General features: G+C 56.0%; 19 protein-coding genes. 10 read left to right on the top strand and 9 right to left on the bottom strand.

All coding sequences use genetic code 11. The features are described from left to right. The first annotated feature begins 65 nt into the window (after positions 1–65). The 4 genes from yebS (at position 66) to BJ885_RS12660 (ending at position 5817) form a co-directional block, all read left to right on the top strand. Positions 66–1349: a membrane integrity lipid transport subunit YebS gene (gene yebS, locus BJ885_RS12675; protein WP_023312213.1), complete on the top strand. Its 1284-nt coding sequence runs from the start codon at positions 66–68 to the stop codon at positions 1347–1349. Then, the gene (locus BJ885_RS12670) at positions 1318–3951 is read left to right on the top strand and encodes a PqiB family protein (RefSeq protein WP_121932066.1); all 2634 of its coding nucleotides are present in this window, start codon (positions 1318–1320) and stop codon (positions 3949–3951) included. Before yebS ends, BJ885_RS12670 begins: the two co-directional genes overlap by 32 nt. A 77-nt stretch (positions 3952–4028) precedes the next feature. Further along, positions 4029–5471, top strand: coding sequence for a 16S rRNA (cytosine(1407)-C(5))-methyltransferase RsmF (rsmF, locus tag BJ885_RS12665; protein WP_121932065.1), 1443 nt, complete (start codon positions 4029–4031; stop codon positions 5469–5471). 106 nt (positions 5472–5577) lie between these two features. Then, the gene (locus BJ885_RS12660) at positions 5578–5817 is read left to right on the top strand and encodes a YebV family protein (protein ID WP_008500472.1); all 240 of its coding nucleotides are present in this window, start codon (positions 5578–5580) and stop codon (positions 5815–5817) included. Between the two features lie 34 nt (positions 5818–5851). Here BJ885_RS12660 and pphA read toward each other — a convergent pair whose 3' ends face one another. Continuing rightward, positions 5852–6496 carry a protein-serine/threonine phosphatase gene (gene pphA, locus BJ885_RS12655; RefSeq protein WP_121932064.1) on the bottom strand — a complete coding sequence of 215 codons (645 nt, stop codon included), beginning with the start codon at positions 6494–6496 and terminating at the stop codon, positions 5852–5854. Between the two features lie 166 nt (positions 6497–6662). Between pphA and BJ885_RS12650 the strand changes: the two genes are divergently transcribed. Together BJ885_RS12650 and BJ885_RS12645 are read left to right on the top strand one after the other, a co-directional pair. After that, on the top strand, positions 6663–7604 hold the full coding sequence (locus tag BJ885_RS12650; RefSeq protein WP_047647455.1) for a VirK/YbjX family protein: 942 nt from the start codon (positions 6663–6665) through the stop codon (positions 7602–7604). 173 nt (positions 7605–7777) lie between these two features. Next, positions 7778–8674 (top strand): benzoate transporter, encoded by an 897-nt coding sequence (locus BJ885_RS12645; RefSeq protein ID WP_059346924.1) that lies wholly within the window; start codon positions 7778–7780, stop codon positions 8672–8674. Between the two features lie 440 nt (positions 8675–9114). On the opposite strand, the gene BJ885_RS12640 is transcribed toward BJ885_RS12645, so the two are convergent. Genes BJ885_RS12640 through yobA form a run of 3 tightly spaced genes read right to left on the bottom strand, consistent with a single transcriptional unit; the run spans position 9115 to position 10712 of the window. Next, positions 9115–9453, bottom strand: a complete 339-nt coding sequence (locus BJ885_RS12640; protein WP_045404471.1) for a YebY family protein — start codon at positions 9451–9453, stop codon at positions 9115–9117. A 16-nt stretch (positions 9454–9469) separates the two neighbouring features. Continuing rightward, entirely contained in the window at positions 9470–10339 is an 870-nt protein-coding gene (gene copD, locus BJ885_RS12635) for a copper homeostasis membrane protein CopD (RefSeq protein WP_121932063.1), read from the bottom strand. A 1-nt stretch (position 10340) separates the two neighbouring features. Then, the gene (gene yobA / locus BJ885_RS12630; protein ID WP_121932062.1) at positions 10341–10712 is read right to left on the bottom strand and encodes a CopC domain-containing protein YobA; all 372 of its coding nucleotides are present in this window, start codon (positions 10710–10712) and stop codon (positions 10341–10343) included. Positions 10713–10848: 136 nt separating this feature from the next. Between yobA and BJ885_RS12625 the strand changes: the two genes are divergently transcribed. From BJ885_RS12625 to exoX, 3 genes are all read left to right on the top strand, one after another. Beyond that, a complete protein-coding gene (locus BJ885_RS12625; protein ID WP_013096102.1) occupies positions 10849–11079 on the top strand; it encodes a DNA polymerase III subunit theta in 231 nt (76 codons plus the stop codon). Between the two features lie 110 nt (positions 11080–11189). Then, the gene (locus tag BJ885_RS12620; RefSeq protein WP_121932061.1) at positions 11190–11840 is read left to right on the top strand and encodes a carbon-nitrogen hydrolase family protein; all 651 of its coding nucleotides are present in this window, start codon (positions 11190–11192) and stop codon (positions 11838–11840) included. A gap of 24 nt (positions 11841–11864) precedes the next feature. Then, positions 11865–12527 carry an exodeoxyribonuclease X gene (gene exoX, locus BJ885_RS12615; RefSeq protein WP_010432611.1) on the top strand — a complete coding sequence of 221 codons (663 nt, stop codon included), beginning with the start codon at positions 11865–11867 and terminating at the stop codon, positions 12525–12527. On the opposite strand, the gene ptrB is transcribed toward exoX, so the two are convergent. Both ptrB and BJ885_RS12605 read right to left on the bottom strand, forming a co-directional pair. Beyond that, on the bottom strand, positions 12524–14584 hold the full coding sequence (ptrB, locus tag BJ885_RS12610) for an oligopeptidase B (RefSeq protein ID WP_121932060.1): 2061 nt from the start codon (positions 14582–14584) through the stop codon (positions 12524–12526). The genes exoX and ptrB overlap by 4 nt on opposite strands. 85 nt (positions 14585–14669) lie before the next feature. Further along, positions 14670–15317 (bottom strand): tellurite resistance TerB family protein, encoded by a 648-nt coding sequence (locus BJ885_RS12605; protein WP_024909700.1) that lies wholly within the window; start codon positions 15315–15317, stop codon positions 14670–14672. 170 nt (positions 15318–15487) lie between these two features. Here BJ885_RS12605 and purT point away from each other — a divergent pair, with 170 nt between their 5' ends. Next, positions 15488–16666, top strand: a complete 1179-nt coding sequence (gene purT / locus BJ885_RS12600; protein ID WP_121932059.1) for a formate-dependent phosphoribosylglycinamide formyltransferase — start codon at positions 15488–15490, stop codon at positions 16664–16666. A gap of 41 nt (positions 16667–16707) precedes the next feature. Here the strand turns inward: purT and kdgA are convergent, their stop codons facing one another. The 3 genes from kdgA to zwf form a co-directional block, all read right to left on the bottom strand. Next, positions 16708–17349: a bifunctional 4-hydroxy-2-oxoglutarate aldolase/2-dehydro-3-deoxy-phosphogluconate aldolase gene (gene kdgA / locus BJ885_RS12595; protein WP_014884307.1), complete on the bottom strand. Its 642-nt coding sequence runs from the start codon at positions 17347–17349 to the stop codon at positions 16708–16710. 39 nt (positions 17350–17388) lie between these two features. Beyond that, positions 17389–19200, bottom strand: a complete 1812-nt coding sequence (gene edd / locus BJ885_RS12590; protein WP_121932058.1) for a phosphogluconate dehydratase — start codon at positions 19198–19200, stop codon at positions 17389–17391. A gap of 232 nt (positions 19201–19432) precedes the next feature. Next, positions 19433–20908 carry a glucose-6-phosphate dehydrogenase gene (gene zwf / locus BJ885_RS12585; protein ID WP_023312228.1) on the bottom strand — a complete coding sequence of 492 codons (1476 nt, stop codon included), beginning with the start codon at positions 20906–20908 and terminating at the stop codon, positions 19433–19435. Positions 20909–21072: the final 164 nt, after the last annotated feature.

Here is a 21072-nt window from a genome sequence, read left to right as displayed (position 1 = left end):
ATGCTCAAGATGAATCCGTTCATGAGTTATTATAACTTTCAACAATACTTATTTGTGCGCAGCTGATGGCCTTAAAAACAACCAAAATTACGCCGACAAGAAAGATAACTGTCCATACGGTAAGCGAAGCTTTGCCACGTGCACATTATCAGCGTTGCCCCCAGTGCGATACGCTTTTTATGTTGCCGAAGATGAAATCGCACCAAAGTGCCTTTTGTCCGCGCTGCGACGCAAAAATTCGCGATGGCCGCGACTGGTCGCTAACCCGTCTCGCCGCCATGGCCGTCACCATGCTGCTGCTGATGCCCTTCGCCTGGAGCGAACCGCTGCTTAAACTCTACCTGCTTGGGGTACGTATTGACGCCAACGTGCTGCAGGGTATCTGGCAGATGACCCGTCAGGGGGATCCCATCACCGCTGCCATGGTGCTGTTCTGCACCGTTGGCGCGCCGCTGGTGCTGGTCGCCGCCATTGCCTATCTTTGGTTTGGCAATATTCTCGGCATGAACCTTCGCCCGGTGCTGCTGATGCTCGATAAGCTCAAAGAGTGGGTGATGCTGGATATTTATCTGGTGGGCGTGGGCGTTGCGTCAATAAAGGTACAGGACTACGCCTTTTTGCAGCCCGGCATCGGACTCTTTGCTTTCATCAGCCTGGTATTGCTGAGCATACTGACGCTTATCCACCTGAACGTTGAACAGCTCTGGGAACGATTTTACCCTCAGCGCCCCGCCACGCGACCTGATGAAAATCTGCGCGTCTGTCTGGGATGTCACTATACCGGCTTGCCAGACGCGCGTGGGCGCTGCCCGCGGTGCCACATTCCGTTGAGACTGCGGCGCAACAACAGCCTGCAAAAATGCTGGGCCGCGCTGATCGCCTCCCTGGTGTTTCTGATCCCAGCCAATATGCTGCCGATTTCCATCATTTACGTGAATGGCGGGCGTCAGGAGGATACTATCCTCTCCGGGATTATCTCCCTTGCGCACAGCAACGTCGGGGTGGCGGCGATCGTCTTTATTGCCAGTATCCTGGTTCCCTTTACCAAAGTGGTGGTGATGTTTACCCTGCTCATCAGCATTCACTTTAAATGTGAACAAGGCTTACGGACCCGCATTCTGCTGCTGCGGTTCGTCACCTGGATTGGCCGCTGGTCAATGTTAGATCTGTTCGTGATTTCGCTGATGATGTCGCTCATCAATCGCGACCAGCTACTTGCTTTTACAATGGGACCCGCGGCTTTTTATTTCGGCTCTGCGGTGATATTGACTATTCTTGCTGTGGAATGGCTGGATAGCCGCTTACTTTGGGATGCACATGAGTCAGGAAACCCCCGCTTCGCCGACTGAAGCGAGAATTAAAACAAAACGCCGCATTTCGCCATTCTGGTTGCTGCCCGTCATCGCCCTGATGATTGCAGGCTGGCTTATCTGGACGAGCTATGAAGATCGCGGGAGTACCGTCACCATTGATTTCCAGACCGCCGACGGCATCGTCGCCGGGCGAACGCCCGTTCGCTTCCAGGGGGTTGAAGTGGGTACGGTTCAGGACATCTCCCTTGGAAAAGGGCTGAACAAGATTCAGGTGCGGGTCAGTATTAAATCTGACATGCAGGATGCCCTGCGCAGCGAAACGCAGTTCTGGCTGGTGACGCCGAAAGCCTCTCTGGCCGGCGTGTCAGGGCTGGATGCGCTCGTGGGCGGTAACTATATTGGCATGATGCCGGGTAAAGGAGAGCCGCAGGATCACTTTGTTGCCCTGGATACACAGCCCAAGTACCGCCTCAATAACGGCGATTTAATGATCCACCTGCAGGCGCCGGATCTCGGTTCTCTGAACAGCGGTTCGCTGGTCTATTTCCGCAAAATCCCGGTTGGCCGCGTGTACGATTACGCGATCAACCCGAATAAACAGGGCGTCACCATCGACGTGCTGATCGAGCGTCGCTTCACCAATCTGGTGAAAAAAGGCAGCCGCTTCTGGAACGTCTCCGGCGTGGATGCGGACGTCAGCCTGAGCGGTGCGAAAGTGAAGCTGGAGAGTCTGGCCGCACTGGTGAATGGTGCCATTGCCTTTGACTCCCCGGAAAACTCCAGCCCTGCCACCGCTGATGATTCATTTGGATTGTACGCTGACCTGGCGCACAGCCAGCGCGGCGTGCTCGTCAAACTCGCCCTGCCCGATGCTAAGGGGCTAAAAGCGGGTTCGACGCCGCTGATGTATCAGGGGTTGCAGGTTGGTCAGCTCACCAAAATGACGCTCAACCCGGGCGGCTCGGTCACCGGCGAAATGACTGTCGACCCGAGCGTGGTCGATCTCCTGCGCGAGAAAACGCGTATCGAAATGCGCAGTCCAAAGCTCTCTCTGAACGATGCCAGCCTCAGCACGCTGTTGACCGGAAATACGTTTGAGCTCATCCCCGGCGAAGGCGAGCCCAGCAATAGCTTCGTGATTGCCCCGGCGGATAAATCCCTGCTGCAAAAGCCGGGCGTAGTGACCGTCACCCTGAATGCGCCAGAAAGTTACGGTATCGAAGCCGGACAGCCGTTAATTTTACACGGCGTGCAGGTCGGCCAGGTGCTGGAGCGTAAGCTCTCCGCGGATAGCGTGACGTTCTCTGTCGCCATCGATCCGCAGTACAGCGACCTGGTGCACGGTGACAGCAAATTCGTGGTGAACAGTCGCGTCGACGTGAAGGTGGGTCTGGACGGCGTGGAGTTCCTCGGTGCCAGCGCCAGCGAATGGGTTAACGGCGGTATCCGCATTCTGCCCGGCGATAAAGGCCCCGTGCGGGACAGCTATCCGCTGTATGCCAACCTGGAGAAAGCGATTGAAAACAGCCTGAGCGATCTTCCTACCACCACGCTGACGCTAAGCGCCGAGACGCTGCCGGACGTACAGGCGGGATCCGTGGTGCTGTATCGCAAGTTTGAAGTCGGGGAAGTGATCGCCGTTCGCCCGCGTGCGGACGCGTTCGATATCGAACTGCATATCAAGCCGGAGTACCGCAAGCTGCTGACGCCAAACAGCGTCTTCTGGGCCGAAGGCGGCGCGAAAGTTCAGCTTAACGGTAACGGCCTGACCGTGCAGGCCTCCCCGCTCTCACGCGCGCTGCGCGGGGCGATTAGCTTCGATAACCTCAGCGGCGCGGGTGCGAATCTGCGCAAAGGCGATAAGCGTATTCTCTTCCCGTCCGAAACCGCCGCACGCGCCGTGGGTGGACAGATTACCCTGCACGCGTTTGATGCCGGCAAGCTGGCGGAAGGTATGCCAATCCGCTATCTGGGCATTGATATCGGGCAGATCCAGAAGCTGACGCTGATTACCTCGCGCAACGAAGTGCAGGCCACCGCCGTGCTGTACCCGGAATACGTGCAGACCTTCGCCCGGACGGGTTCGCGCTTCTCGGTGGTGACCCCGCAGATCTCGGCCGCGGGCGTTGAGCATCTCGACACCATTTTGCAGCCGTACATCAACGTTGAGCCGGGCCAGGGCAATGCCCGTCGTGATTTCGAGCTGCAGGAAGCCACGATCACCGACTCGCGCTACCTTGGCGGCCTGAGCATCGTGGTGGAAGTGCCGGAAGCGGGCTCGCTGAGCATCGGCACCCCGGTACTGTTCCGCGGCATTGAAGTGGGTACGGTTACGGGCCTGACGCTCGGTACGCTTTCCGACCGCGTGATGGTGGCGTTACGCATCAGCGAGCGTTACCAGCACCTGGTCCGTAATAACTCGGTATTCTGGCTGGCATCCGGCTATTCGCTGGACTTTGGCCTGACGGGAGGCGTGGTGAAAACCGGCACCTTCAACCAGTTCATTCGCGGCGGTATCGCGTTTGCCACGCCGCCGGGCACGCCGCTGGCGCCGAAAGCGCAGCCGGGTAAACACTTCCTGCTGCTCGAAAGCGAACCGAAAGAATGGCGTGAATGGGGAACCGCCCTGCCGCGTTAATCTGAAAGGCTCCGGTGTCAACGCACCGGAGCCTTTATGTTACACTGCGCGCCTGAACTTTTCCCTGTGGTGTGCCCGTGGCTCAAAACTCCGTATTTCTTCCTGAACAATTCCTGGCGCAGATGCGCGAGGCGCTTCCTTCTCACCTGTCGTTAGATGATTTTATCGCCACCTGCCAGCGTCCGTTACGCCGAAGTATTCGCGTCAACACGCTGAAAATCAGCGTCGATGATTTTCTGGCGCTGGTCTCGCCGTACGGCTGGCAGCTTACGCCGGTACCGTGGTGCGCCGAGGGGTTCTGGATCGAACGCGATGACGAAGCCTCGCTGCCGCTGGGCAGTACCGCTGAACATCTGAGCGGCCTGTTCTATATTCAGGAAGCCAGCTCGATGCTGCCGGTGGCCGCCCTGTTCGCCGATGGAAATGCGCCTGAGCGCGTGATGGATGTTGCCGCTGCGCCCGGCTCAAAAACCACGCAAATTGCCGCGCGGATGGGTAACCACGGGGCGATCCTCGCCAACGAGTTTTCCGCCAGCCGCGTGAAGGTGCTGCATGCCAACATCAGCCGCTGCGGTATTCATAATGTTGCCCTGACGCACTTCGACGGACGCGTGTTTGGCGCCGCCTTACCGGAAGCCTTCGATGCCATTCTGCTGGACGCCCCCTGCTCCGGCGAAGGGGTGGTGCGTAAAGATCCCGATGCGTTAAAAAACTGGTCCGTGGAAAGCAACCTGGAGATCGCCGCCACGCAGCGAGAGCTGATCGAGAGCGCATTTCACGCGTTGCGCCCCGGCGGCACGCTGGTCTATTCAACGTGCACCTTAAACCGCGATGAAAACGAAGACGTCTGTCTGTGGCTGAAAGCGAACTACCCGGATGCCGTCGAGTTCCTGCCGCTTAACGACCTGTTTGCCTCGGCACAGGAGGCGGTCACGCCGGAGGGTTTCCTCCACGTGTTCCCGCAGATTTACGACTGCGAAGGGTTCTTTGTGGCGCGTCTGCGTAAAACGCAGGCCGTTGAGCCCCTGCCCACGCCTAAATTTAAGGTCGGCAACTTCCCGTTTGCTCCCCTTAAAGGTCGCGATGCAGCACAGCTTGAAGCCGCCGCCAAAAAGGTTGGGCTGGTCTGGGATGAGAGTCTGCACCCCTGGATGCGTGATAAAGAGATATGGCTGTTCCCCGCACAGATCGAGCCGCTCATCGGAAAGGTCCGTTTTTCGCGAATCGGGATCCGCCTGGCAGAAGTGCATAACAAAGGCTATCGCTGGCAGCATGAGGCCGTTATCGCCCTTGCCGGTCGCGAGAATACCTTTGCCCTGACGCATCAGGAAGCCGAAGAGTGGTACCGTGGTCGCGATGTCTATCCGGACAGCACGCCATCAGGCGATGAAGTGATAGTGACGTATCAGGGATATCCGCTGGGGCTGGCAAAAAAAGTCGGCTCAAGGCTGAAAAACAGCTATCCGCGCGAGCTGGTTCGGGATGGCCGTCTGTTTACCGGTAACGATCGCACAGCCTGAAAAAAAGCGCATTTTTTTACTGGCGATTTTGCTCTCCTTGTCTACGATCAAAAATGGGTGATCGCACTGGTCATACCAGATTTTGACAACCGACCCGGAGAGCACTATGACGAAAACCAGCGTGCGTATTGGCGCTTTTGAGATCGACGACGCAGAGCTGCGCGGCGAAGCACAAGGCGATCGAACGTTAAGTATTCCCTGCAAATCCGACCCGGATTTGTGCATGCAGCTCGATGCATGGGATGCAGACACCAGCGTCCCGGCAATACTTGATGGCGAACATTCTGTCCTTTACCGTGAGCATTACGATAGTAAAACCGATGCCTGGGTCATGCGTCTTGCCTGACCTAAAGAGAACCCGCCCGAAGGCGGGTTATTTATTACTGCAGCTGCGCCAGCGTGAAGTAACCGTCGAAAACAGCCCCCGTATCAATGTAGTGAAGATTATTAAAATCGTATCTTCTGTCGAGGGGCGTATGCCCAAACCAGAAATGATCCGCGCCGCTGATGCCCTCTCCTTTACCCACCATAAATCCCATCAGCCTGTCGCGGTTCCATAAGACGCGCTGAGCGCTAACCGGTTTTTGCCACCGGTATTCCGCGGCCGGATAATCAGCATGGGCAATCACATTCAGACCGTTCGCACAGGTTATCTCGATGATATGCGGTAAATCGCGACAGGCGTCGAGCAACGACAGGGCAAGCTGCTGCTGGTCACGTTCAAGATCCGAAAACCATATTCCACCATTCATTGTCCAGAGAGAAAAATCGTTATTATCCAGACTGTCGAGAGCCATTTGCTCATGGTTTCCCCGCACGGCACGAAACCATTTTTCATGGATTAACTGCAGACATTTAACGCTATCAGGGCCACGGTCAATCACATCCCCGACTGAAATAAGTAAATCCTCATATGGGTTAAAATGACGGCGTTTAAGCTCATCCATAAGCCACTGGTAACAACCGTGTATATCGCTGACAACCCAGACGTGACGCCACATCCCACCTTCAATTCGCTGATACATAGGACCTCCTTTAAACAGTATAGCCGCCGCAGAAAAGGCAACAGACATGCGCGGTCATCACGAAGTCAAACAAACGGTAAACCAAACAGAAATAAAGATCCTCGCGCTATTAATCCCTTTTTATTGGCTCTTTAGAATAAGGGTATAAAAAAAGAGGGGTCTTCACGTGTCTAATACGCACCTGCATAACGATGTTTTTTATCCGCATCGCACAAATATTATTTCCGAGCTGGTGAACGGCAAACGCGTGCCGGGTCCGATCTGGCGCAAACGCGAATATCGTCTGAAGTTCCTTTTACGCTCGCTTCTGTTCTGGTCTTCCACCCATCGCATGCTGGAAGCCCTTTCGGGTCGCGACGATTTCGACAGGCTGCTGGCCTCTCAAATTACGTTGCCCAGCAAGACCCACCGACAGTATCTGATGCGCGGCCTGACGGCTAACGATCGCGCCGACGCTATCGTCAACCATTACTACTGGATTGATAGCCTGAAAGAGAGCGGTCTCGCTCAGGCCCTGACGAGCCCGCAGGAGCAAACCGTTGTGCAGTTCCATGCTAAAGACGGTGTAACCTATACGGTCAATGCTTCCTCTGCGGGAAAAGCCGAGCGCGAAGGAGAAAGCACGCTGTGGCTACACGACAACGAGGATACGCTGCTGGCCAGCCTGACCTTTAGCGTCGCGCGCAGCAATGGTCAGCAAGTGATGGTCATTGGCGGGCTTCAGGGGCCCCGTCGCTGCGTATCGCGAGACGTCATTAAACAGGCCACCCGCGCCTGCCACGGCCTGTTCCCTAAACGTGTGTTGATGGAAGTTCTTTTTCAGCTGGCTGCGCAGTCATCTGTCCGGGCGATTTTTGCCGTCAGCGATGAAGGGCACGTTTTCCGCGCGTTGCGATATCGCCTGAGCAAAGGCCGCCATTTCCACGCCAGCTACGATGAATTTTGGGCATCTCTGGACGGTAAAAAGCTCTCAGCTTTTTGCTGGCAGCTGCCGCTGCAGATGGAGCGTAAATCCCTTGAAGAAATTGCCAGTAAAAAACGCGCCGAATACCGCCGTCGCTTTGAGCTGCTCGATGAAATAGAGGCATCCGTTAAGTCCCACTTTTAAGCCTGGCTGGCGTCTTCGCTCACTGCATATCGGATGCATTCCGTTTTAAAAAGCATGATAAAGCAGTGCACTATTGCACAGGGCGAGGGCGCTCAGTTAGCATTGCGCGAAATGAAACCGGCGAATGCGTTGGGAAGAGCGCAATGTGGGCGCAAAAATGAGGGACTTCGGTAATGATCTATGACTGCTTCTTATATTACGATGAAGATATGCTTCTCGAAATCAGGCTAAACACGCTCGCGGACGTTGTCGACCGCTTCGTTATCGTTGAGTCAACGCATACCTTTACCGGTAAAAAGAGGCCGCTGCATTTTGACATTAATAAATACAGCCAGTTTAAAGATAAAATTATATACGTTGTTCATGATAAAGAGCCGATTACGAAAGCCGCTGAAGAATCACACCAGGCTCGGGAGGTGATTCCGGGTCTGCCAGTGGGAATGGAGGTGGATGCGTGGGCAAATGAAGCCGCGCAGAGGAATGCCATCATGCAGGGTTTGACGCAGGCCAGCGATGATGATTTGATTTTAGTTTCCGATGTCGATGAGATATTTTCACCACAGGTGGTAGCATCGATAAATCCCAAAAAGCTCTGCACCACTATTTATCAGAATTTCTATAATTATCAGTTCAACCTGCAGGTTTTTAATACTGACAACACGCCAAGAAAATGTAAATTGCCGAGAGCCACACAATATAAAAACCTCGTTAGTTTCTTTGGCGGCGAACCTGAATCATTCAGGAATCTTAAACGCACCCGAAGCGTTAAAAACTGGTCCTGGCTAAAGTGGAACTGGTTCAAGATTAACAACAGCATTATTGACAATGGTGGCTGGCACTTCTCATGGGTAATGACACCCGAGCGCATCTCAGAAAAAATGTCGACCATATCCCATACTGAATATGATCTTCCTGAGTTTAACAACCCGGAACACATCATGAAGGTCATTAAAAATGCGGAAGATATCTGGGGACGCGACAGGACGTTAACCAGGCAAGAGCTGACGGTTGAAAACTTCCCGGAGTACATTGTCCGCCACAAAGATAAATTCAGCGCGTTCATTATTTAACTTATGGGCTGCCCTTTTGCTGGCCGGAAGACTTTTGCTTAGCGATCTCTCGGACACAAAATTTTAACAAAGATCCCAAAAAACCCTGGACGCACGCGGTCCTGAGTATGTTATGGTTTAGACAGGATATGGAATGTTCGAGTAATTTTCGGGGGATTTTGTGTTGAGACCGAAAAAACCCTTGAGAAACAAATAGATAAAAAGAGACCGAATACGATTCCTGTATTCGGTCCAGGGAAATGGCTCTTGGGAGAGAGCCGTGCGCTAAAAGTTGGCATTAATGCAGGCTAAGTCGCCTTGCCTTTTAAGAATAGATGACGACGCCAGGTTTTCCAGTCCACAGCTAAAGCGGCCGGAAAAAAAGCGCCAGAGCATCATTAAAAGTGAAAAACCGCAGTGCTTTCGCAAGCATCTGCGGTTTTTTATTGGAAACCCGAACGTTAGCAGAGTTTGTCGGCGCGCTCGATAAACGGCGCCAGACTCATTTTTTGTCCCGGATGCGACGGGTCATCGATTTGAATAATGCTAATCGGCTGACCGCTGCTCTTGCCGCTGGCTACCTGCTGCTCTGCGGTATCATTCAGCGGGTATTGCACCAGCGTGCTCGGATTGATGGCATACAGCGCATGGCCCGGACGGCAGGTCAGCATCACCTCTTCGCGATTGAACGCCCATTTGTCCTTACCCACTTCGAAACGGCTCACGGTGATGACCTGCGGTGCGGCAAACGCGCTCCCCGTACAGGCCAGCAATAAAAGAGAAAGTACTGTCTTTTTCATATGATATTTAACCTTGTCAGAAGGGTTCCCAGGTGGCAAACAGACTGACCGTTGCCAGCACCAGCGCTCCCAGCACCACTTCTGCCTGTGTCATCCTGATAAAAATCTGTTGTGCTCGCCCGGTCTCCGGACGAAACCGTGGCACCAGAAAATACCGATTTGCCAGCGCAATTACCACCATCAACGCCACCAGCGCACATTTGAACAACAAAAACCGCACGTAGCCAGCCTGCCAGGGAATATCGAGGCCCAGTATCATGAGCGCATTTATCACCCCGGAGAGCAGGACGCCCGCAACGGCGTAATGCCCCACGCGCGAGAAGCGCATCATGGTAAAGATGGCGGCATTCTGCCAGCGCCCTTTCGCCAGACGCATGCAGAACAGCAGGGGCAGTAATCCGCCAAGCCAGGTGGCGGCACATATCAGGTGAAAAGCATAATTAAGACGCTGCAGCGCCCCCGTCGGACCGTCGTTCATCGCCGCGTGACCTACCCCAGCCAGCAGGATAAGCTGTCCCATTGCGAGCAGCAGCAGCCGTGAACCTTTCAGCGGCGCAAGCCATGCCGCACCGACCGTCAGCGCAGCGAGGATTATTTGCCACAGCCAGACGCCGCCAAACCGGGTTCCCATCACGCTGAACCATACCTGTGGCGCAAACACATCTCCCCAGCCGTTGCCCATCAATCCACCCTGCAGCACAAACATCAGGACCGCAGCCGCCAGGCTCACTAATGCCGCCACTTTCTGCTGCGACTGAAAACGCCGGGACAGCAGACGGTGGAGAGACGAAGGCGCAAACCAGACGCTGTAAAGCGCATTGCCAAACACCAGCATCAGCGCCCCGAAATGGATAAAGCGTAGCCCGATATAACACAACGCCAGCATGCTATTTCACGCTAAAGTGATAGCTGCCTTTGGTTTTATGGCCGTCCACGGAGACCACATGCCAGTCCACCTGGTAAGTCCCTGATGCCAGCGTTTGTTCCAGCGGCACGGTAAGCTGAGCTTTGTTCTTTTCGTCGCGCGTAGCGGTTCCCGTTTTGATGACCTGGTTTTGCGCATCCGTTACCACCACACCGCTAAAACCAGGTTCGATGCCTTCCGAAAAATTCAGCGTAAGTGCCTGCGGTGCGGTCACCACGCTGTCTGCTGCCAGGATCTGCTGTTTAAGATGTGCATGTGCCAGCACGGAAGGCGTCATCATTGTCGAGGCCACAAAAACCAGTGCGCAGACCGCGCGGGAAGCGGAGAAACCCATCCTATCATTCCTTTTTGTTATGTCTGTGTGCTAAAGAATAACGCTGTATAATAAACGAGTCGAGGATCATCCTGCCTCCGCTTGTCATCTTCGTGCAATCGCGGTAACGTTGCCGCCGCATAAAAAGGAGAAGGTAATGAAGATCAATCTGGCCGCCCTTCCGCAGGACGAGATGGATAAAGTGAATGTCGATCTCGCTGCCGCTGGCGTCGCGTTTAAAGAGCGTTACAACATGCCCATCGTGGCTGAAGTCGTGGAACGGGAACAGCCCGCCCATCTGCGCGACTGGTTTCGCGAAAGACTCATCGCCCACCGTCTTGCCTCGGTCAATCTCTCCCGTTTACCGTACGAGCCTAAAGTTAAATAAGCTTAACGAGTCGTTACACTTCCTTACGCGGAATCTGGCAGGATAAGAAAACCCTGATTATTTTGGGTGTATTCTTAAATCTCTGCGACTCAGTGTATAAGGAAGTCACGATGTCACATTGGAATATAGCGGCAGCCCAGTATGGCGGGCTGCATCAGACTGTAGATGACCATGTTACGCACCACCTGCGCTTCATCGCCGAAGCAGCACGGCAGCGGTGCGATCTGCTGGTTTTCCCAGAACTCTCATTAACGGGCTCTGGCGCGCCGACGTTACCTCCCCCGCCCGATGACGCGCAGCTGGAACCGCTGCTTAACGCGGCACATCTACACCAGATTACCGTTATTGCCGGGCTCCCCCTGGAACAGAATGGCCAGCGCCAGAAAGGCCTCGTGCTGTTTTCGCCCGCTCGCCATCGCATTTTGCGCTATCCGCAAGGGCGCGGAGCGAGCCTGGTGCCGGGAGATAAACACCTTACCATCCTTGATGCATATCCCGATTCCCCCAATCTCGATCCCCGGGCAACGCTTGTTACCAGCTGCCAGTCGGTGGGGGATAATCGCTGGCGGCAGTCCATCAGTAACCTGCAGCGCTTCGCGCATAAATATGCCATTGCGGTGCTGATGGCGAACGCCTGCGGCGGCAGCGCGCTGTGGGATGAAAAAGGCCAGCTGGTCGTGCGCGCGGATAAGGGCGAGCTTCTGGTGACCGGCACGCTCGGCGGAGAGGGTTGGCAAGGCGATATCATTCCTTTAGGCTAGGCGTTTTAAGCTCAGGAGTTTTCAATGCTGCGCGTCATCGATACCGAAACTTGCGATCTTCAGGGCGGAATAGTGGAAGTGGCCTCTGTCGACGTGGTTGATGGTAAAATCGTCAACCCCATGAGCCATCTGGTGCGCCCAGATCGCCCCATCAGCCCCCAGGCGATGGCTATCCATCGCATTACCGAATCGATGGTGGCGGATAAGCCGTGGATCGAAGAGATCATTCCGCACTACTACGGTAGCCCGTGGTACGTCGCGCATAACGCCAGCTTTGACCGCCGGGTGTTGCCTGAAATGCCGGGGGAATGGATTTGCACTATGAAGCTGGCGCGTCGTCTCTGGCCGGGGATTAAATACAGCAATATGGCGCTGTACAAGTCCCGCAAGCTCAGCGTACGTACCCCTGAGGGGCTTCACCATCACCGCGCCCTGTATGACTGCTATATCACCGCCGCGCTGCTGATTGATATTATGAATATCTCTGGCTGGACGCCGGATGACATGGCGACGATCACCGGCCGTCCCGCGCTGCTGACCACGTTTACCTTTGGTAAATATCGCGGAAAGCCGGTGTCCGAGGTGGCGGATAAAGACCCGGGCTATTTGCGCTGGCTGTATAACAACCTCGACAGAATGAGCCCGGAACTGCGCTTAACGCTGAAACATTATCTGGGCGACGCCTAACGCTCCGCACGGCCTGGCAAAGTTTCCTGCGCCAGGCCTATTAAAAAGGCATATTCCAGAGCAACCCCTTCGTACGATTTAAACCGTCCCGATTTCCCCCCGTGTCCGGAATCCATATCGGTACACAGCAGCAGCAGATTGTCATCGGTTTTCAGCTCGCGCAGCTTTGCCACCCATTTTGCCGGCTCCCAGTATTGCACCTGAGAATCATGCAAACCGGTGGTGACCAGCATATGCGGGTAGGCTTTCGCCTCAACGTTATCGTACGGGCTGTACTCTTTCATATAGCGGTAGTACATCTCATCCTGCGGATTCCCCCACTCCTCAAACTCCCCGGTGGTAAGAGGAATGGATTCATCGAGCATTGTCGTGACCACATCGACAAACGGAACCTGCGCGACAATCCCCTTAAAACGGTCGGGACGCTGGTTGATCGCCGCCCCCATCAGCATGCCGCCCGCGCTGCCCCCCATCCCAAAGCAGAGCTGCGGATCGCCGTATCCCTGCTCAATCAGTGCATCGCAGACGTCGAGGTAGTCATTGAAGGTGTTTTTCTTTTTCAGGAATTTCCCGTCTTCATACCAGTTCTGGCCCAGCTCACCGCCGCCGCGAATATGGGCGATGGCGAAAACAAAACCGCGATCGAGCAGGCTTAACCGGCTGCTGCTGAAATCGGCGTCCATGCTTGAGCCATACGAGCCGTAGCCGTACACCAGGATCGGGTTTTTGCCTTTCTGGAAATGAGCACGATGGTAAACGAGAGAGACCGGCACCTCCACGCCATCACGGGCGGTGACCCACAGGTGCTCGCTGCGGTAGTTTTCGGACTCAAACCCTTTTACCTCGGTCTGTTTAATCACCTGGCGCTGCCCGGTATCCATATCCAGCTCAAACAGGGTGTCCGGCGTGGTCATGGAAGAGTAGCCGTAGCGCAACCGCGACGATTCGGGTTCAGGGTTGAAACCAATCCACGTCACGTAGGCCGGGTCGTCGAACGCAATCCCCACCACTTCCCGGGTTTTACGGTTGATCTGCCGGATACTGGTCAGCCCGCGCTGACGCTCTTCCACCACCAGCCAGTCGGTAAACAGGGTGAATCCTTCGAGCATCACCTGATCCCGCGCGGGGATAAGCACCTCCCACTTCCGCTCATCGCGTACTTTGGTTTTATAGAGACCAAAGTTTTTGCCCTCGCGATTGGAGCGCAAATAAAAGCTGTGCTGGAAGTGATCCAGGCTGTACTCGTGATCCTTGCGGCGCGGCAGGAAACAGAGCGGCTGGGCGTCCGGCAGTTCGGCATCCAGCAGCAGAACTTCCGACGTCGTCGCGCTGGCAAGGAAGATAATCACATAGTGGCGTGAGGAGGTTTTATGCAGGCTGACATAGAACGTTTCGTCTTTCTCTTCATAAACCAGCTCGTCGTCAGCGGAGTCCGTTCCCACCGTATGTCGCCACACCTGATAAGGCAGCAGCGTCGACGCGTGCTTTTTGACGTAGTAAACCGTCTCGGAATCATTCGCCCAGACAAAATCCGGGGAGACGTTTTCCAGCATTTCCGGATACCAGTTGCCGGTGTCCAGATTGCGAAACCGCAGGCCGTACTGGCGACGGGAGAGATAATCCTCCGCCAGCGCCATTACCGCGTTGTCAGGCGAAATGGACATGCCGCCCAGGGTATAAAACTCGCTGTGGGCGGCGCGCTGGTTGGCATCCAGCAGAATATCCCACTCATCCCATTCGGCGCTTAACACCGACTGACGCTGGTAGATGGGATACTCATTGCCGGGCTCGTAGATGTGGCGATAGCGATAGCCGTTTTTGGTCCAGGGCGCGGAGATATCGCGCTGAGGAATACGCTGCACCATTTCATTCAGCAGCTGGTCCTGAAGCGTCTGCTGGCTGGACATGACCTTGCGGCCATAGTCGTTTTCCTCGTGCAGGTAGTCGAGTACCTCTGGCCGGGAGCGCGAATCGTCCCGCAGCCAGTAATAGTTGTCTATACGCGTATCGCCATGCGTGGTGATCGCATAAGGAGTACGTCGGGCTTTCGGTGGCATGTCATCATTCTTTTAAGTTTTACACCCTATAAGGTTGGCAAAACCCACGCATGATGCAAGCGAAACAGCGTCGCGACGGCGACGGCTATCCCTGTAACGCCTGTTTTTGCTCCCGGATATCCCGCTCAATGCCCTCGCGCACGTCCTGAGGGATCTTTAGCGCATCGCCCAGAGCGTTAAGGTAGCTGCGCTCCATAAAATGATCGATATCGATGGCGGCGCAGCTGAGGAAATAGAGCTCCAGCGCCTCTTCCTCATTTTTCACACTCTGCGCAAGACGCTGCGGCTCAAGCGGCTGTTCTATCGCCTGCGCCACCAGCGCTCTTCCCTTCTCTTCAACACCGGCCTCGCGCAGCTGCTGCTCGATCGCCGATCGTTCTTTATCGTCAATATGCCCGTCGCTTTTCGCGGCAAAAACCAGCGCAAGAATGAGCCGTTCGGTACGCAGATCCAGCGGCGAGGTGTGCTCGCCGTAATGCGGTTCATCGCTGTGCGCGGTTCGCACTCTGTCCTTGTATTTATTCCACAGCACGGTGCCCGCGATGGCGCCGCCGCCGGCCAGTAGCGCGCCTGTACCATACTTTGCCAGCAGCTTGCGTGAGGATTTATTCGCAACCAGCAGGCCTGCCAGCCCGCCGAGCGCCCCGGGTACCAGCAGTTTGCTGAGGTCCCGCTCTCCAGACGATGTTTTCTGCCCTAACAGGGATTGCAGTTGATTTAACCAGCCAGACATGGTTTCCCTCACTTAACGGTGAACATGTTTCACAGCGTAAGCGAGCGGGCGTCAGGAAACGTCTGGTCGGGCTAAAGATGCGCAAATTTCTGCCCCCTCCTGTAGCCGTGCACAAGACAGACGCAAACGTTTTCGTTTATACTGCGCGCAACTTTTTCAGGGGGATTGTTATGATTCGTTTAGGAACTGCGCTGCGACCTGCAGCGACGCGAGTGATGCTGTTGGGATCGGGCGAGCTGGGAAAAGAGGTCGCCATTGAGTGCCAGCGTTTAGGTGTGGAAGTCATTGCCGTAGACCGTTACGCTGACGCACCCGCCATGCACGTCGCCCATCGTTCTTATGTGATTAACATGCTGGATGGCGATGCCCTTCGCGAACTGATTACGCGCGAAAAACCCGATTTTGTCGTGCCGGAAATTGAGGCCATCGCCACCGATACGCTGATCGCCCTGGAGCAGGAAGGCCAGCGCGTGGTGCCCTGTGCGAAAGCCGCAAAGCTGACCATGAACCGCGAAGGCATTCGTCGCCTGGCGGCGGAAGAGCTGGGATTGCCCACCTCGAGCTACCGTTTTGCTGGCGATAAGGCCGCGTTCCTGCAGGCCGTCGAGGAGATTGGCTACCCGTGCATCGTTAAGCCGGTGATGAGCTCCTCCGGAAAAGGGCAGAGCTTTATTCGCGACAGCGGCACTCTGGATAACGCGTGGGATTATGCCCAGCAGGGCGGCCGTGCCGGAGCCGGTCGCGTCATCGTCGAAGGCGTCGTGAAGTTTGATTTCGAAATCACCCTGCTGACCGTCAGCGCAGTTGACGGCGTCCATTTCTGCGACCCGATTGGTCACCGTCAGGAGGATGGGGATTACCGCGAGTCCTGGCAGCCGCAGCAGATGAGCGCCCTGGCGCTGGAGCGTGCTCAGGAGATCGCCCGTAAAACCGTCCTGGCGCTGGGCGGATATGGCCTGTTCGGCGTGGAGCTGTTTGTGTGCGGTGATGAGGTGGTTTTCAGCGAAGTCTCCCCTCGCCCGCATGATACCGGCATGGTCACGCTGATTTCGCAGGATCTCTCCGAGTTCGCCCTGCACGTACGCGCGTTCCTCGGCCTGCCCGTCGGCGGTGTACGTCAGTATGGCCCGGCCGCCTCGGCGGTGATCCTGCCGCAGCTAACCAGCCAGAACGTCACGTTTGATAACGTCGACGGGGCGGTGGGTGCAGGATTGCAGGTACGTCTGTTCGGCAAGCCGGAGATCGACGGAACCCGCCGTCTTGGCGTGGCATTAGCCACCGGGGATAACGTTAACGACGCCGTGGCGAGAGCGAAAGCAGCCGCTGCGAGCGTCAAGGTTTCAGGATAAAAAAACGGGCCGTAAGGCCCGTTTTTCATGCGGCGAGTGGCTTACTGCTTCGCGCCTTCAACCGCTTCGCGAGCCAGTTTGGTGATGCGATCCCAGTCGCCCGCTTCCAGCGCATCCGCCGGAACCAGCCATGAACCACCGATGCAAAGCACGCTTTTCAGCGCCAGGTAGTCACGGTAGTTGGCAGGAGAGATACCGCCCGTCGGGCAGAAGCGTACCTGAGAGAAGGGACCCGCAATCGCCTGGAGCGCTTTGGTGCCGCCGTTCGCTTCAGCCGGGAAGAATTTGAACTCTTTCAGACCGTAGTCCATGCCCAGCATCAGTTCAGACACGGTGCTGATGCCCGGGATCAGCGGAATGGTACCTTCGGTGGCGGCTTTCAGCAGCGGTTCGGTCAGGCCAGGGCTGATGGCGAACTGCGCGCCAGCTTCGGTCACTTCCGCCAGCTGCTGCGCGTTGAGAACGGTACCCGCACCGATGATGGCGTCCGGCACTTCTTTGGCGATAGCGCGGATAGCATCCATCGCACAGGCGGTGCGCAGGGTCACTTCCAGAACGCGAACGCCGCCCGCGACCAGCGCTTTCGCCATCGGTACAGCGTGCTCCAGCTTGTTTACCACGATAACCGGCACGACAGGGCCAGTGGTCAGGATTGCTTCTGCACTTGTTTTCCAGTTTTTCATCAGAGTTTTCTCTCGCCAGATCGTTAAAATCAAGTCGTCTTAAAACGTAATACAGGTTGCGCCCTGCTCCGCACCGGAGAGTTTCTCACGCAGCGCGCTGAACATTTCGCGTCCGGTCCCCACGCGCGATGCGCTCAGGTCAGGAATATGGGGCTGACGTGCAGCCAGTTCGGCTTCATCCACCAGCAGGGTTAACTCGCCCGTCTGGCCGTTCACGCGGATCATGTCACCGTCGCGTACTTTCGCCAGCAGACCGCCGTCGTAGGCTTCCGGCGTCACGTGGATGGCTGAAGGCACTTTACCGGATGCCCCGGAGAGGCGTCCATCGGTGACTAGCGCAATTTTGAAACGGCGGTCCAATAATACACCAAGTGGTGGCATAAGTTTATGTAATTCTGGCATCCCGTTAGCTTTAGGCCCCTGGTGACGCACCACCACCACGCAGTCTTTATCAAGCAGACCGGCGTCAAAGGCGGGTAACACCTCATGCTGGCTTTCAAACACCACCGCCGGCGCTTCGATAATCTGGTTCTCTTCCGGTACGGCAGAGGTCTTCATTACCGCGCGACCGAGGTTGCCGCTCAGCACTTTGGTGCCGCCGTGAGGTGAGAACGGTTTGTCGATGGTGGCGATCACCTGCGCATCAAGAGACGCGCTCGCCCCTTCGCGCCAGTCCAGCTCGCCGTTGTTCAGCCACGGCTCCTGGGTGTAGCGCTTAAGGCCAAAGCCCGCCACGGTATTCACGTCTTCATGCAGCAGTCCGCCTTTCAGCAGCTCGCGCATCAGCAGCGGTACGCCGCCTGCGGCCTGGAAGTGGTTAATATCCGCCGGACCGTTCGGGTACAGGCGTGCCATCAGCGGTACTACAGAAGAGATCTCGGAGAAGTCATCCCAGTTAATCAGAATGCCCGCCGCACGCGCCATGGCCACCAGATGCATGGTGTGGTTGGTTGACCCCCCGGTTGCCAGCAGCGCGACAATCCCGTTAACAATGACTTTTTCGTCTACCATTTTACCCATCGGCATCCATTCATTGCCGTTGCCTGTCAGACGCGTGACCTGACGGGCCGCAGCCTCGGTCAGCGCCTTGCGCAGCGGCGCATCCGGCTGGATGAAGGACGAGCCCGGAAGCTGCATCCCCATAAATTCCACCACCATCTGGTTGGTGTTAGCCGTACCGTAGAACGTACAGGTCCCCGGCGCATGATAGGACGCGGCTTCCGCCTCCAGCAGCGCCTGACGGTCTGCTTTCCCTTCCGCGTACAGCTGGCGAATACGCACTTTTTCTTTGTTTGGCAGACCGCTCGCCATTGGGCCGGACGGGACGAAGATCGCAGGCAGATGCCCAAACGACAGCGCCGCCATCACCAGGCCCGGGACAATCTTGTCGCACACGCCGAGGTACAGCGCGCCATCAAACATGTTGTGTGACAGGCCCACCGCGGCGGACATCGCAATCACTTCGCGGCTCAGCAGGGACAGCTCCATACCGTCCTGCCCCTGCGTCACGCCGTCGCACATGGCAGGTACGCCGCCCGCCACCTGGCCCACCGCATTCACGCTGTGCAGCGCGTTACGGATGATAGTGGGATAAACCTCATACGGCTGGTGGGCGGAAAGCATATCGTTATAGGAGGTAATGATGGCGATATTGTTACGCAACATGCTTTTCAGCGACGCTTTATCATCAGGCTGGCAGGCGGCGAAGCCGTGCGCCAGGTTCCCGCAGGCCAGCTGAGATCGGTGGACGGTGCTGCTCTTTGCCTGTTCAATCCGGGCGAGGTAGGCCGAACGGGTCTCTTTCGAGCGCTCGATAATGCGCTGTGTTACGCGTAACAATGTCGGATTCATAAAAGCTCCTCTAAATTATCTGTCCGGCTCGGGAGTTTACAAAGTCGCTGGCAGTTGTTAACAACGCTGAAACGCTTGCTGTCCGGAGCTCAGGGGCAAAATCACTTCCGGCAGTGTAATAAAAAAAGCTCCGCGGGTGAATCCACGCGGAGCTTAAAAGTTGAAAATTGTGCCACTAGCTGTGTTAGATCATGTTACCGGTAAAATAACACTTTCGAGCTAGAGGATTATCTTACTCAAACTCGTTCCAGGAGCGGCCATCGCGGGTGATCATCGCCACCGACGCGACAGGTCCCCAGGTCCCCGCCTGATACGGTTTTGGCGCATCCTGATCGGCAGCCCAGGCTTCGGTGATGGAGTCGACCCATTTCCACGCCTCTTCCACTTCATCACGGCGCACGAACAGCGCCTGGATACCGCGCATGGTTTCCAGCAGCAGACGCTCGTAAGCATCGGCCAGGTGCGTCTGGTTGAAGGTTTCGGAGTAGCTCAGATCCAGCTTGGTGGTCTGCAGGTTGTGTTTGTGATCCAGGCCCGGCACTTTGTTCAGGATCTGGATATCCACGCCCTCGTCCGGCTGCAGACGAATGGTCAGTTTGTTCTGCGGCAGTTCCTGCCAGGACTCTTTGAACAGGTTCAGTTCCGGGTTTTTGAAGTAAACCACCACTTCGGAACATTTGGCTGGCAGACGTTTGCCGGTGCGCAGGTAGAACGGAACCCCTGCCCAGCGCCAGTCGTCGATATCCACGCGGATCGCCACGAACGTCTCGGTGTTGCTGGACTTGTTCGCGCCCTCTTCTTCCAGGTAGCCCGGCACTTTTTTGCCTTGCGCAAACCCGGCGGTGTACTGGCCGCGGACGGTCTTCTCACGCACATTGGAGCGGTCGATGCGGCGCAGTGACTTCAGCACCTTCACTTTTGCGTCACGGATGCTATCAGCCGTCAGGTCAGACGGTGGAGACATGGCAATCATGCACAGAATTTGCAGCAGGTGGTTCTGGATCATGTCGCGCATCTGGCCAGCCTGGTCAAAGTAACCCCAGCGACCTTCAATCCCCACCTCTTCCGCCACGGTGATTTCCACGTGGTCGATAGTGCGGTTGTCCCAGTTATTCACAAACAGGGAGTTAGCGAAACGCAGCGCCAGCAGGTTCAGTACCGTCTCTTTGCCAAGATAGTGGTCGATACGGTAGACCTGGCACTCTTCAAAGAACTCGCCCACCTGGTCGTTGATTTCACGCGAGGTTGCCAGCGACGTACCCAGCGGCTTTTCCATCACGACGCGAGCCGGTTTGGCGTTCAGTTTGGCTTCGCCCAGGCCTTTGCAGATGGCGCCGAAGGTGCTTGGCGGCATAGCGAAATAGTTAATGGTGACACGGTTTTTCTGATCCAGCATCGCGCCTAAGCGGGTAAACGCGCTGACGTCATTGACGTCCAGGTTGCAGAAATCGAGGCGTCCACTCAGGGTATCCCACAAACTTTCATCAATTTTTTCCTTCATGAAAGTTTCGAGCGCCTCGCGGACGACTTTAGTATAAGCGTCCTTGTCCCAGTCGGCGCGCCCGACACCCAGGATACGGGTATCCGGATGAATTTGGCCCGCTTTCTCCAGTTGATACAGGGAAGGCAGCAATTTTCGGCGTGCAAGATCGCCTTTCGCGCCGAAAATGACCAGGTCACATGCCTGGGCTGTTTGCGTTACCGCCATGTCATTCTCCTCAGTTGGATCACCTGGTACTTCTGCCAGGTATCGTTGTAATTTTATTACAATGCACTGTACTGCTTTTACGTCATTCCCGAAACCATTAGCGCTTATCGTCGCGTGCGATAACGCGATTTTTCCCTTTCTGGAGGATTACGGCGGCGCAATGA

The sequence above is a fragment of the Enterobacter sp. WP_7_1 genome (assembly GCF_003688535.1).
Taxonomy (GTDB): Bacteria; Pseudomonadota; Gammaproteobacteria; order Enterobacterales; family Enterobacteriaceae; genus Enterobacter; species Enterobacter asburiae.
Note: the sequence above shows the minus strand (reverse complement) of the source record. Positions and strands in the feature narration are given on the sequence as shown.

Coding starts and splice junctions, on each gene's coding strand:
- purT (WP_121932059.1), top strand. CDS start 15,488: ATGATTCGTTTAGGAACTGCGCTGCGACCTGCAGCGACGCGAGTGATG.
- BJ885_RS12645 (WP_059346924.1), top strand. CDS start 7,778: ATGATCTATGACTGCTTCTTATATTACGATGAAGATATGCTTCTCGAA.
- BJ885_RS12660 (WP_008500472.1), top strand. CDS start 5,578: ATGACGAAAACCAGCGTGCGTATTGGCGCTTTTGAGATCGACGACGCA.
- edd (WP_121932058.1), bottom strand. CDS start 19,200: ATGAATCCGACATTGTTACGCGTAACACAGCGCATTATCGAGCGCTCG.
- BJ885_RS12670 (WP_121932066.1), top strand. CDS start 1,318: ATGAGTCAGGAAACCCCCGCTTCGCCGACTGAAGCGAGAATTAAAACA.
- BJ885_RS12605 (WP_024909700.1), bottom strand. CDS start 15,317: ATGTCTGGCTGGTTAAATCAACTGCAATCCCTGTTAGGGCAGAAAACA.
- exoX (WP_010432611.1), top strand. CDS start 11,865: ATGCTGCGCGTCATCGATACCGAAACTTGCGATCTTCAGGGCGGAATA.
- pphA (WP_121932064.1), bottom strand. CDS start 6,496: ATGTATCAGCGAATTGAAGGTGGGATGTGGCGTCACGTCTGGGTTGTC.
- BJ885_RS12640 (WP_045404471.1), bottom strand. CDS start 9,453: ATGAAAAAGACAGTACTTTCTCTTTTATTGCTGGCCTGTACGGGGAGC.
- yobA (WP_121932062.1), bottom strand. CDS start 10,712: ATGGGTTTCTCCGCTTCCCGCGCGGTCTGCGCACTGGTTTTTGTGGCC.
- ptrB (WP_121932060.1), bottom strand. CDS start 14,584: ATGCCACCGAAAGCCCGACGTACTCCTTATGCGATCACCACGCATGGC.
- copD (WP_121932063.1), bottom strand. CDS start 10,339: ATGCTGGCGTTGTGTTATATCGGGCTACGCTTTATCCATTTCGGGGCG.
- zwf (WP_023312228.1), bottom strand. CDS start 20,908: ATGGCGGTAACGCAAACAGCCCAGGCATGTGACCTGGTCATTTTCGGC.
- yebS (WP_023312213.1), top strand. CDS start 66: ATGGCCTTAAAAACAACCAAAATTACGCCGACAAGAAAGATAACTGTC.
- BJ885_RS12620 (WP_121932061.1), top strand. CDS start 11,190: ATGTCACATTGGAATATAGCGGCAGCCCAGTATGGCGGGCTGCATCAG.
- kdgA (WP_014884307.1), bottom strand. CDS start 17,349: ATGAAAAACTGGAAAACAAGTGCAGAAGCAATCCTGACCACTGGCCCT.
- BJ885_RS12625 (WP_013096102.1), top strand. CDS start 10,849: ATGAAGATCAATCTGGCCGCCCTTCCGCAGGACGAGATGGATAAAGTG.